Origin of the sequence: Vibrio sp. 10N.222.52.B7, assembly GCF_041474275.1 — a bacterium.
In the GTDB taxonomy this organism is placed as follows: domain Bacteria; phylum Pseudomonadota; class Gammaproteobacteria; order Enterobacterales; family Vibrionaceae; genus Vibrio; species Vibrio crassostreae_C.
On the sequence record NZ_JBFRTU010000140.1, the window covers coordinates 1 to 10,735 of the forward strand.

The following is a 10,735-nucleotide window of genomic DNA, read 5'->3' on the forward strand; positions in this document are numbered from 1 at the left end:
GTCATTGGGTCAACAGAGCACCATTCAGGGCGATCCATTGGCGTTGCACCAACAAGGTCGGCAGCGCCCGCTGTATTGATGATAAGCGCTGCTTGAGAGTCAAATGAATCACCTAGCTTGCCGCCGTTTGTAGTCTTGCTGCCCAACGTTAGTGGTAGCCACGTACCTGAACCGTTATCGTTGAACTTAGCCACATACAGCGTGCCTTTATCCATGTACTTGTCACCCGCACTTAGGCGATTACTCGGTTCTGCGTCACGCGGGTCCCATTTCTCTTCAGAAACAAATTTGTATAGGTATTCAAAGCGAGAATCGTGACCAGAGTAGAATACGATTGGCTCGCCTTCGGTCAACTTACCAAACGTACAGCCTTCGTGACGGAAACAACCCAGTGCAGAACGTTTCTTAGCGCGAGAGTTTGCTGTGTATGGGTCTATTTCAACAATGTAGCCGTGACCGTGTGCTTCGTTACGGTAATCGTCCATTGCTGACTCACCTGTTGGTGTTACGTCAAAGCGAGCAAATTCGTCTAGGCGTTCTTGTTTGTTACCTGAAAGCGTGTCCCAACCGTAACGTGTTTTGTCAGTAGCGATACCAATACGTTCTTGCGCTGGTGTTGTCACGCCTTTGTTAACGAAATAACCCGGCCAGTTTTCTTCACACGTTAGGTAAGTGCCCCATGGTGTGTAGCCATTACCACAGTTGTTCAACGTGCCACGAGCTTGGCTGCCGTCTTGTGAGAACTTGGTTTTGGTAAATTCACTGTGAGCAACAGGACCAGACAGATCCATTACGGTCGCGCCTGTGTAGCGGCGGTTAAGTGGATCGTTATCGACCATCACCCATTGGTTGCCTTCAAGTTTTACACGAACCACACTCACGCCGTGTGCGTTGATCTCTTTACGTACTTCATCAAGGCTAGGGCGGTTGCCTTCATCGTATGTAGGACCATTAGCGTGCAGTGCTTTTTGGTCGATGTATTCGTGATTAATCACCAACAAACCGTCGTTGCTGTTGCCATTAAGCGGGAAGAAGTGCATGCCGTCGTGGTGCATGCCCAGTGAGTTTGCTTGATCTTGTGCGTTGTTGGTTCCATCTTTTAACCAAGCATTGCCTTGCTTGTTAAGTGGAGTACCCCAAGGAACCAATACTTGTGCTGTATAGCCTTTTGGCACAACGACACTGTCTGTCAGTGAGCCTTTAACCGATTCGAATGCAAGTGTAGCAGTGCTTTTTTGCGGTGCGCTAGATGATGCTGTCGCCGCGTGCGCTGTGCTGTGGCCTGCTAAACCAAAAGCACCAAACGCCGTCATTGCACTGATGCCTAAACCGCCTTTGAGAACATTTCTTCTTGAAAGGTTCGCATCTAAAACTTCTTCGAAGGGTTTGTTTTTGCTCTTATTAAAACGAGTGCTATCAAATGTTTCCTTGCTCATCTTTACTGCTTCCTATTGGCTGATTTTATTATTCGTTATTCATGACTTACCCACCTACTAACTAATTGGTTAATAAGTTGGGTCAATGTGTGACTAATCGTGAAGCAGTTAAGTGACAGATTTTTATAGATTTGATTAAGGTTTTGTTTCTGTAGCACGATTTTTGCCATTAACACCCTTGTGTAATACAAAACTCTTGGGGATTGATGTGGAACTGTGTATAAATGCTTTATCAAACGAAAAGAGAGGCAGTTATGAAATTAGATAAAATCGAAAACAAAAATCGTCGCCTACGCAAAAAGCTATACCTAGGTGAATTCGCGATTCTGGGTTTTGAAGTAAGCTGCAAGACATCGATTACTGATTTTGATCAATACGATGTGTTCATTGATGAGTTCATTGATTTCATCGACAGCATCGGTCTGTGCTTTGGTGGCGGTGGCCTAGAGCTGTTTGAAGGTTTCTTATGCTCAATTGAGCGCTACCGTTCAGTAACAGAAGCAGAACAACTGCAAGTTGCTCAATGGCTTGAAGCTCGTGCTGAAGTAAGCAAAGTGGAAGTTAGCGAACTGATTGACGCAAACTACGCGTTCTAATTTGATGTTGTGTTGTTAGCTCGATTGAAAGGCCAAATACGGCTTAGGAAAGAGTAACAACAGTACGCTAGAATAAAGGCCGAATCGTTAAATCGATTCGGCCTTTTTGCGTTTTATTCGTTCCATTTCTATTCTTTATCTTCTTTTCTATCCCTTCTGACGTAAATGATAAATTGATATTTTTCGATTAAATATTAGTACTTTATCGCTATTTTTATTTGCAGTAATAAGTTTGGATAAACTTGTGAGAGTTTTATGAGAATTCAATGAAGTTGCTGATAGATTTGATCGTTATTCTTAGAGTCAACAACACCACAGTTCGTTCTGGCAAAGGTAACGGTATATCGCTGTTATTCGTTTTGTTGGCAACGATAGGACTCGATAAAGGATGGAATCAAAATGAATAAACGTACTCAAATCAGCTTAGTGATCAGCTCGGCTATGTTGGCCTTCGGAGCGGCTCAAGTTCAGGCTGCTGAGCTTGAAGTCACTGTCACTAATGCAACGAAAGGGATCTACTTTACGCCTATCTTAGCGGCGGCTCATGACTCAAGCTTGTTCATGTTTAGAACGGGTGAAACGGCTTCTTCGGAACTAGAGTCCATGGCCGAAGGTGGCGATATTTCAGGTTTATCTGGTGTCATTGCCAACGCGGGAGGCGTGGTGGTTGAGAACCCAGCGGCCGGCATCCTCAACCCAGGCGTCGCAACTACGTTTGATATCAGTACTGGTGATTTAGAGTACCTATCATTGGGTGCAATGTTGCTGCCGACAAACGACGGCTTTGTTGGTCTAGATAGCTGGAAGATCCCAACTCAAGCGGGCACCTACAAAGCGACTCTAAATGGTTATGACGCAGGCACAGAAGCCAATGATGAGCTGGCGGGCAGTATGCCGAACCCTCCATTCATTACCTTTGGCGCTGGTGGCACAGGTGTAGAAACGGCAGTATCAAACGCTAAGGTTCATATTCATCCAGGTAACATTGGTGATGGTGATGCGGCGGGCGGCATCAGTGACCTCGATAGCAGTAGCCATCGATGGTTAAACCCTGTTGCAACTATCACCATTGTTGTGAAGTAAGGGGGATGTATGAAAGCTAGAATTCTATTTATCGCTGCATCAGTAGCTGTGTTAGCGGGTTGTCCGGACGATGACGACGATTACTATCGCTATGATGTGAGTGTTACTAACCTCACCCCCAATCAACCAATGTCACCACTCGCGGTGTTGACTCACAATACGAATTTTGATCTGTTTGAAGTTGGGCAAAGTGCCTCTGTCGATCTGGAATACTTGGCGGAAGGGGGTAGTAATGCACAATTGCTTGCGCTCAGTGACAGTGACGCCAATGTTTATCAAGGCATCTCAGGCAATGGACTGATTCTTTCAGGTGAGCAAGACACGGTGTCGATTCGTGTCGACCCAAATCAAGAAGGGTATATCTCAGTTGCTTCCATGTTGGTGAACACCAATGATGCGTTTGTCGGCGAATCCGGATTATCGCTCAAGTCATTAGCGGTGGGTGATACCTTTACCATGAACATGAATGTTTGGGATTCGGGAACTGAGCTGAACGATGAGCTTGCTGCAACCATTCCGGGACCAGCAGGCGGTGGTGAAGGTTTTAATACCACACGAGACGACACCGATATAGTGAGTTTTCACTCTGGCGTAATCAGCCAAGATGATGGCCTTACGACTTCTACTTTAAGTGCAAATCATCGTTTCCTTAACCCCGGTGCAAGAATCACCATTACTCGAACTCAGTAACAGGTTGAAAGCACGATGAAAGAATTCCTGCTCTGTTCCGGTCAATTGAAAGGTGGGCGGACTCAGAATAGAGCAGGGATCATGAATAGTGCTGCGGTAAATTTGATGGCAAACATATTGTTGGTTGAAGACGATGATGACTTGGCTGAACTGGTGCAGATGCATCTTAAGTTCCAAGGGCATAACGTAATCAGAGCTAATGTGATTGAAAAGGCTCAGGCGCTCTATAAAGAGGGTCATTTCGATTTGATCGTACTGGATCGTGGCTTACCAGACGGTGACGGACTCGATTTCTGTCGAATGTTGCGTCAGCAAGAGGATTGGACGCCAGTACTCATGCTAACCGCAAGAGACGCTGAGTTAGATAAGGTGTCAGGCTTAGAAGCCGGTGTTGATGACTACATAACGAAACCTTTCAGCGTTCTCGAGTTTCAAGCAAGAGTGAGGAACGTGCTTCGCCGTTTAAGCCATGTCGAATCAGCGACTCAAGAGGTTGTGACAGCAGAATCGATTATGAATTTTGGTGTGCTCACTATTCAACCTGAACGCCATCAGGTGTCACTCAATAACCAAGACGTACCGCTGACAGCTACCGAGTTTACCTTACTTCATTTCTTAGCAACCCGCCCGGGGCGTGTGTATAGCAAAGACGAGCTGCTCGATCATGTTTGGAATACTCATCACTCTGGCTATCACCATACCGTGTGTAGCACAGTCAACCGTCTAAGAACCAAGCTTGCGATGCCGAATAGTGATGATGATTTCATTAAAACCGTTTGGGGTGTTGGTTATAAGTTTGAGTCGAAAGCTTAGGCCTATGTGTCGCGTCCGAAGTTTACTAAAAGGCCAGTAAGACCTAAGAGCCATCGAGGAGAGAACATGAGTTTCAAATCGCGTTTAGTGTTGTTCACCAGTTTGTGGTTTCTGCTCGTGAGTGTGGTGATTGCTTATACCTATAATTGGCAAAAAGAGACCATAGAACAAAGAACTAAGCAGAGCTTACACAAAGAGCTCGCGGTTCATATGCGCGATGATAACCCTCTGATGATAGGGACTGACTACAACCCCAAAGCCCTTAAATCCATATTTCATACCTTGATGTTGATTGGTCCCGATTTCGACATTTATTTTCTCGACAGCCAAGGAAATATCACGACGCACGCTGCGCCAGAAGGCACTGTGTTGGCAAGCCAGATAGACTTAGCACCCATTCAACAGTTTTTAAACGACGAGCCTTATCCCATTCTGGGGGAAGATCCGATCAATCCCGGGGCTCGTAAGGTGTTTTCCGTAGCAGCGATTGAAGAGCTAGGTTCGACCGTCGGGTATCTGTACGTTTTGATTGGCAGTAATCGTCACACCGTGATTGCCAATTCGCAGGTCGACACGCCATACATTGCGCTCGCGGGGCTCATGCTGATCTCTATCTTGGGTTTTGCAGTTGGGGCTTATCTATTGGTTAAACGTAGCCTGTTAAACCCAATAGAAGCAGTAACCAACAAGCTGCAACAACAAGCAGAGCAAGATTTTCGATTGGACCCGAACTTCATTCATCAAGTACCAGAATTGGTGCCGATTGCACGCTCGTATCAGTTGATGGCGAAGCACATTCAACAGCAATTTTTGCAACTTGAATATCAGTCGTCACATCGAAGACAAAGCTTATTACAGCTCAGTCATGATTTGAAAACGCCATTGTCGAGTGTATTGGGGTATCTAGAAACGTGGAGGATTCAAAACCCACATTCGGATCCACTCATAGATGTGGCATATCGCAATGGCAACAAGTTATCTGAACAGCTCCATTCGCTGTTAGATAGCGCCAAGAAAGATAACCCGGTACCCACATATCAATACGCTTCAATCGATTTCAATGGGCTGATGAGCGAATGCTTAGAAACGATACAAAGCAAATATCGCCATAAAAATGTTGAGTTGAACATTAATATGCCTATTGGAATCAAGGCTGTGGGTGACAGTGATCTGCTTGAGAGGTTGATTTTGAATCTGTTAGATAATGCATTGAGGCATAGCCCAAGTGGCACTGTGGTGTCGTTAGATGTTGGTTTTGAAGCGGATTCCAAACGGGTGAAGGTGGTGATTCATAATGAGGTTGAACTGGAAGCGCCGAATGGTTCTTTGGGAATAGGAACCAAGATCGCGCAGTCGATATTGATGTTACATCACAGCGTGCTAGAAACAACAAAGGCAGAGAACTCCTTTCAGCAAAGCTTTTATTTGCCTTCGGTATAGCTCTGTCTGCCTTCGTTTAGCTCGATGTATACTTACGTAGAACTAACGTTAAGCGTCTTTACTGTCTTCGTTGCTTTCGTTCACTTTCGCGTAGAAGTGAAGTAGCTCAGTTAATTCTTTAACCCAGCCAAACGCATCTTTAGGTGCGTTCTTTAAGATCTTTTCTACTTTCTCACAGTGTACTTCGATTGCGATTGCTTCTTCAAGGTTGAAAGAAATTGAGTAGAAGTGCCAAAGCAGTAGGCGAGTCATTCGCTCGATGTTCTGTTGCGAGTTATCCGACTCTGAGAAGGCTAGGTTTACTTCACCAAGCGCGATAGCTGTCATTCGAAGCATTGCGTCAAATTTCGCTGATTGCATGCGTTCTTCGCTGGTGACTTCTTCTTGCTCGAACGTAAACAATTCCGTCATTGCATCTTCAGGTACAAGGCGATGAATCATTCTTAAACTAAATTCTTCTAGTTCATGGCGAGGCATGGTGATTAAGCAATTTAAGGTGTAGTCGCGTTGCATGGTGTTCTCTTGGATCTGCAAAAAGGTCGGACAGTTTAATGGAGAAGCGAGTTTAGAAAAAGCAGATTTTAGATAAGCCTGCGTTGGCAGGCTTATCTGTGTACTACAAGCCCTAAAATCGATGCTTAGGGGAACTGTATTTAGGTTTGAACGCAGTATCAGGCTTTGCTATGGCTTGGCGGTTGGTACTGCATCGACTGGTCGTTTCTCATGAATATGTTGCTCGCGACCAAACTGCCGATGCAAATAGAACCAAGGGCGAGCCAAGTCATCGCATCAGGAATCTCGTTGAATAGTGGGATCGCCAACAAGGTCGCCACTGCGGGTGTTGCACTGCCAAAAGCGGCAGAGCGTTCAGCCCCTAAGGTATTAACCGCATAAAGGTAAGTGAACGCAGCGATTAAACCCGCCCCAACGCCTTGCACTGTTGAATGAACGGCAAGCTCCGTGAAGGGCCAATTAGCGATTGGTGTGTCCATTAGGTGGCTTGGGAGGGTTCCAGTCAGGATTAGGACGAGTAAAAGCAAAGTAGAACAGAGAGAAATAAAACCGGCACTGACTAACGCATTAAGATTAGCGACACGGGCTGAGATGGTGAACATCGCCCACATTAAGCTTCCGCATAAAAACAACAAATGACCTTTGGTGTATTCGAAGTTGAAGCTGCTTAAGCTACTCCCTAAAAACAACAGTATGCCGAGCAAAACCAAACCTAAACCAACAACACGATGTCGGCTGAGTGGCTGCTTAAAAAAGAGTACCGCAATTCCTGTAACGAACAGAGGAAGCGTGCCCGGAACAAGAGCACTGCCATGAGATACCGGAACAAACTGCATGGCCGTTCCGGCAACAAGCAGATAAGGTAATCCGCTACCTACGAACATACCCGTTAGATACCGTTTAGGGACTACGGCAATTGCGCTGCGTGCTTTCCACATCAAAGGCAATAACACCAAAGCCGGTATGAGAAATCTTGTGAGAGCGATATCGGCAGGTGTTAAATCTGAATTTGCGCCGCCTTTAAGAGAAAGGAAAAAGCTCGCCCAGATGAGCAGAGTGACAATAATAGATAGGTAACCAAGCTTCATAATAAACAAGGAAAGTGGATGATGACTCATTATGGGGTACTTGGTGTGCCACAGGTTGGCAAGTTTTGTTCTAACTTAAGATATTATTAATGATTTCTGCTAATATTCCCCAAATTATTAACGAATTTAACCAATGATCGGTATTTGCTATGGATAGGATTGATAGACATCTTCTTGAGTTGCTTCAGAAAGACGGCAGGTTAACCACGGCTGAACTTGCTGATGAAGTGGGTTTATCACCTTCGCCTTGTGCAAGACGAGTCAAAAGGCTAGAAGAAAAGGGCATTATTGACGGTTATCGTGTGAGCTTGTCACGAGAACAAGTCGGCATCGCAATGAGTGTGTTTGTTGAGGTGAGCCTAAACAACCACCAAGAAGTGTCGATAGATAAGTTTGAGGCGGCTGTTGTAGAGATGGAAGAGGTGATCAGTTGCCACGTTGTATCTGGGGCTTATGACTATTTGCTAGAAGTGGTTAGCCCGAACTTGATGGCCTACGAGGCATTTACAAGAAAACTTCAAAGGCTCTCTAACGTGAAAGATATTCATACCCACCTTGCGATAAGACAAGTAAAAGGCAATGCACCACTGCCAATTTATACCGATTAAGCCAAACTCTGAGCAGTAACACGAAGGCAGAATGAGCTGAAAACGAAATGGTTTACTCCTGAAGTAGAAGCGCGGTCAATATCAAAAATCATCCATTAAGTGTCAGGCTTCAGGCAATAAAAAACGGAGCACCTCGTGAAAGGTACTCCGTATATGATAGGTGCAAAACTTAGTGATACTTAAAGTTAGAGATTGAACAATCCCCAGTTTGTGCATTAATTCTGAATGAAAAAGCATGTGAATGATAATCCACGCCGTCATTCCAAATTGTCTCTCCAAATATCTTACATAGCTCTAGCTCACTTACTGAACCGAACTCTTCCATGTGTTTAGCTACAGATAAAAGTTTACCTCTTATCTCTGCAGTCCATTCCGTGTTACTCAAGCAGTTGAAAGCCATAGTCTTTTGCATATTACCTAGCCAAAATGTTTCTTGTTATTAAGTTATATGAAGATTCATGATAACAATTTTCTGGCGTTTGTAAATCTATTTTGTGATGAATATCTCACATACTCGCTTGCATTGGTCGGAAATTGAACTTCATTGTTGATAGATAGCACATTACTTTTACAACCTATTGATAAAGCTTTGATTAACGAGTTCTTAGAATATTATGAATGGGATTGAGCATATTTATCGGAAAAGTCCAGTCGAACGAGTGAGAGAATCTAATGGTGATTTCAGTTTGATGCATCGTTTGCTGGTTGGTTTATGTGGCGCGCTTCATCAATCATCGTCGCTTCTCTGCGGTATTTTGAAGACAGCTGACGGAATTTTTCACTGAGTGTATGGAGATCTCGGGAGAGTGATTGTGAGCTTTGTACGTGCACCTTTGCGCTTTCTGCCTGGCGCGGGAGTCTTGCTTTGGTGCAGTGTTTGGCGACGGCTTGCCATGAATACGCTAGAGAGTCAGCGCCTTCAAGTTCACTAGACACAACATACGCCTGTTGTAGCAAAACCTCGGAGACGTCATACGCGGTATTCATATGACTATTGAGCTGCACATTAAACCTTTCTTCATACTTTGCCCAAAGCTCAATGATCTGCTTTTCATTAAAGTGTTTAGATAACAATGTCTGTGACTCATAGGTTGAAAGAACTTGGTTGAACTCTTTGGTGTACTGATTATAGCGACCTTCAAAAGAGAGCTGACGATCCAACAGTGTTTGCCAGTTTTCACGGTCACAATGATTCGCTAGAGCGACATTGGCACTAAAAGTTGCGCTTACAATGATAACTTTCCCCCAAAAACTCATGACTTTCCTCTACTTACCGTGCGCTCTATTGAGAGTATAGATGAGCAGCAGCATGAGTTGATGTACACTTGAGACATACCTATAACGGAAGAGCTGGTGGATTTGATGAAAAAAGCGCTGATCGCTTTACTTGTGTTGTTGATATTGGGCGGAGGGGGAGGAGCGGCATACTACTTCTTGGTCATGAATAAAGACCCAATCCCACAAGAGAAAACGGAAGAGCCGGCGTTAGAAGCTACCGAGCAATCTGAATCTGACCTTGTACCCATCATGGATCTTCAGCCTGAACCCGAGCAGACGGAATTTTACGTTTTGGAGAGAAAGCTTGAAGTGGTCGAGCAACCTGAAATTGATGGCTTGATAACAGATTACCTCTATAAAGGGGAAAAGGTGGTGGTACTCGAGAAACAAGGCGAATGGGCACGTATCTCAGACTATATAGTCCTTAAAGAAGGCGGCCCACAGACGGCGGAATGGGTCTCTATGTCAGGCTTATCGAATGATGAAGTCATTATTTCGGAAAAAGAAAGCAAAGAGATATTGGATTCCTATTTGGTTAAGTCTGATGACCTCAAGATCCATCAAGAAAAATTCCGTAATTCGGTGGCTAAACTGATCTCTGAGGGGGAGTGTGCCCCAAGTGATTTTGAAGAATTAGGCGGATGGGTGAAATCTGTTAAGTACAGCAATCGAGATGTCTATTTTATTTATTGTGGTGGGTTGTCCCTTGAAAACAAAATTTATCTTGATGTAAATACAAATGAAATATTTACGAAGTAAGATCCCACGCTCTATTTAATAATGCTATTTACTAAAGCCCACTCATAGGTTGAGTGGGCTTTTTTGTCTATCCATAATGTTCATCTTTCCCATTTAGAACGTTAATTATATCGAAGGTTATATAGAATAATTAGGAACCATTTATTAATGGCTAATAAGAGTTTTGTTATTATTCTCGTGATCAATCATTTCAAATTCCCACATTGCATTATTCTTGAAACAAGCTGAGAGATATAGATTTATCTCGTATTTACAAAGGCTTATCTGCTTGGTGATAAAAGTAAAACTAAACAAACCTTATTAATATCAGAGTCTTGCGTTGATTTACATAATCGTAACATTTCATTGGTTTTGGGATGCAAGTCTAGTTTTTAATCATAATACGAAAATATTTCATATTTGTAATAATAATTTTTGATTTTGAGTTGCTG

Annotated in this window: 13 protein-coding genes; 8 read left to right on the top strand and 5 right to left on the bottom strand. The window is 43.9% G+C overall.

Annotated elements, in window-relative coordinates; translation table 11 throughout:
- A partial coding sequence (locus AB4512_RS21655) for a PhoX family phosphatase (protein ID WP_372175622.1) occupies positions 1-1,436 on the bottom strand: 1,436 nt, incomplete at its 3' end.
- A 254-nt stretch (positions 1,437-1,690) separates the two neighbouring features.
- On the opposite strand from AB4512_RS21655, the gene AB4512_RS21660 reads away from it, so the two are divergent.
- The 6 genes from AB4512_RS21660 to AB4512_RS21685 all read left to right on the top strand — a co-directional run bounded on the left by AB4512_RS21660 (position 1,691) and on the right by AB4512_RS21685 (position 6,058).
- Positions 1,691-2,032 carry a YggL family protein gene (locus tag AB4512_RS21660; RefSeq protein WP_017062629.1) on the top strand — a complete coding sequence of 114 codons (342 nt, stop codon included), beginning with the start codon at positions 1,691-1,693 and terminating at the stop codon, positions 2,030-2,032.
- A gap of 266 nt (positions 2,033-2,298) precedes the next feature.
- Positions 2,299-2,439: a hypothetical protein gene (locus tag AB4512_RS21665; protein ID WP_017067451.1), complete on the top strand. Its 141-nt coding sequence runs from the start codon at positions 2,299-2,301 to the stop codon at positions 2,437-2,439.
- Positions 2,432-3,115 (top strand): spondin domain-containing protein, encoded by a 684-nt coding sequence (locus AB4512_RS21670; protein ID WP_065583911.1) that lies wholly within the window; start codon positions 2,432-2,434, stop codon positions 3,113-3,115. Before AB4512_RS21665 ends, AB4512_RS21670 begins: the two co-directional genes overlap by 8 nt.
- A gap of 9 nt (positions 3,116-3,124) precedes the next feature.
- Entirely contained in the window at positions 3,125-3,805 is a 681-nt protein-coding gene (locus tag AB4512_RS21675) for a spondin domain-containing protein (protein WP_017072230.1), read from the top strand.
- Between the two features lie 81 nt (positions 3,806-3,886).
- Positions 3,887-4,618: a response regulator transcription factor gene (locus tag AB4512_RS21680; protein WP_017067448.1), complete on the top strand. Its 732-nt coding sequence runs from the start codon at positions 3,887-3,889 to the stop codon at positions 4,616-4,618.
- 66 nt (positions 4,619-4,684) lie between these two features.
- Positions 4,685-6,058, top strand: a complete 1,374-nt coding sequence (locus AB4512_RS21685; RefSeq protein ID WP_372175623.1) for a sensor histidine kinase — start codon at positions 4,685-4,687, stop codon at positions 6,056-6,058.
- Between the two features lie 48 nt (positions 6,059-6,106).
- Here AB4512_RS21685 and AB4512_RS21690 read toward each other — a convergent pair whose 3' ends face one another.
- Both AB4512_RS21690 and AB4512_RS21695 read right to left on the bottom strand, forming a co-directional pair.
- Entirely contained in the window at positions 6,107-6,571 is a 465-nt protein-coding gene (locus tag AB4512_RS21690) for an exoribonuclease R (RefSeq protein ID WP_102394556.1), read from the bottom strand.
- A 158-nt stretch (positions 6,572-6,729) separates the two neighbouring features.
- A complete protein-coding gene (locus AB4512_RS21695) occupies positions 6,730-7,659 on the bottom strand; it encodes a DMT family transporter (RefSeq protein WP_372175624.1) in 930 nt (309 codons plus the stop codon).
- A 149-nt stretch (positions 7,660-7,808) separates the two neighbouring features.
- Here AB4512_RS21695 and AB4512_RS21700 point away from each other — a divergent pair, with 149 nt between their 5' ends.
- Complete coding sequence (locus AB4512_RS21700) at positions 7,809-8,267, top strand: Lrp/AsnC family transcriptional regulator (RefSeq protein ID WP_017062622.1); 459 nt, start codon at positions 7,809-7,811, stop codon at positions 8,265-8,267.
- A 169-nt stretch (positions 8,268-8,436) separates the two neighbouring features.
- On the opposite strand, the gene AB4512_RS21705 is transcribed toward AB4512_RS21700, so the two are convergent.
- Positions 8,437-8,679 carry a hypothetical protein gene (locus AB4512_RS21705; protein WP_017062621.1) on the bottom strand — a complete coding sequence of 81 codons (243 nt, stop codon included), beginning with the start codon at positions 8,677-8,679 and terminating at the stop codon, positions 8,437-8,439.
- A 269-nt stretch (positions 8,680-8,948) separates the two neighbouring features.
- Entirely contained in the window at positions 8,949-9,524 is a 576-nt protein-coding gene (locus AB4512_RS21710) for a hypothetical protein (RefSeq protein WP_136979883.1), read from the bottom strand.
- 96 nt (positions 9,525-9,620) lie between these two features.
- Here AB4512_RS21710 and AB4512_RS21715 point away from each other — a divergent pair, with 96 nt between their 5' ends.
- A complete protein-coding gene (locus AB4512_RS21715; protein ID WP_017069149.1) occupies positions 9,621-10,304 on the top strand; it encodes an SH3 domain-containing protein in 684 nt (227 codons plus the stop codon).
- Positions 10,305-10,735: the final 431 nt, after the last annotated feature.

Bases quoted from the DNA above. Each gene is read 5' to 3' on its own strand.
- AB4512_RS21660 (WP_017062629.1), top strand. From the start codon at position 1,691: ATGAAATTAGATAAAATCGAAAACAAAAATCGTCGCCTACGCAAAAAG.
- AB4512_RS21665 (WP_017067451.1), top strand. From the start codon at position 2,299: ATGAAGTTGCTGATAGATTTGATCGTTATTCTTAGAGTCAACAACACC.
- AB4512_RS21670 (WP_065583911.1), top strand. From the start codon at position 2,432: ATGAATAAACGTACTCAAATCAGCTTAGTGATCAGCTCGGCTATGTTG.
- AB4512_RS21675 (WP_017072230.1), top strand. From the start codon at position 3,125: ATGAAAGCTAGAATTCTATTTATCGCTGCATCAGTAGCTGTGTTAGCG.
- AB4512_RS21680 (WP_017067448.1), top strand. From the start codon at position 3,887: ATGAATAGTGCTGCGGTAAATTTGATGGCAAACATATTGTTGGTTGAA.
- AB4512_RS21685 (WP_372175623.1), top strand. From the start codon at position 4,685: ATGAGTTTCAAATCGCGTTTAGTGTTGTTCACCAGTTTGTGGTTTCTG.
- AB4512_RS21690 (WP_102394556.1), bottom strand. From the start codon at position 6,571: ATGCAACGCGACTACACCTTAAATTGCTTAATCACCATGCCTCGCCAT.
- AB4512_RS21695 (WP_372175624.1), bottom strand. From the start codon at position 7,659: ATGAAGCTTGGTTACCTATCTATTATTGTCACTCTGCTCATCTGGGCG.
- AB4512_RS21700 (WP_017062622.1), top strand. From the start codon at position 7,809: ATGGATAGGATTGATAGACATCTTCTTGAGTTGCTTCAGAAAGACGGC.
- AB4512_RS21705 (WP_017062621.1), bottom strand. From the start codon at position 8,679: ATGCAAAAGACTATGGCTTTCAACTGCTTGAGTAACACGGAATGGACT.
- AB4512_RS21710 (WP_136979883.1), bottom strand. From the start codon at position 9,524: ATGAGTTTTTGGGGGAAAGTTATCATTGTAAGCGCAACTTTTAGTGCC.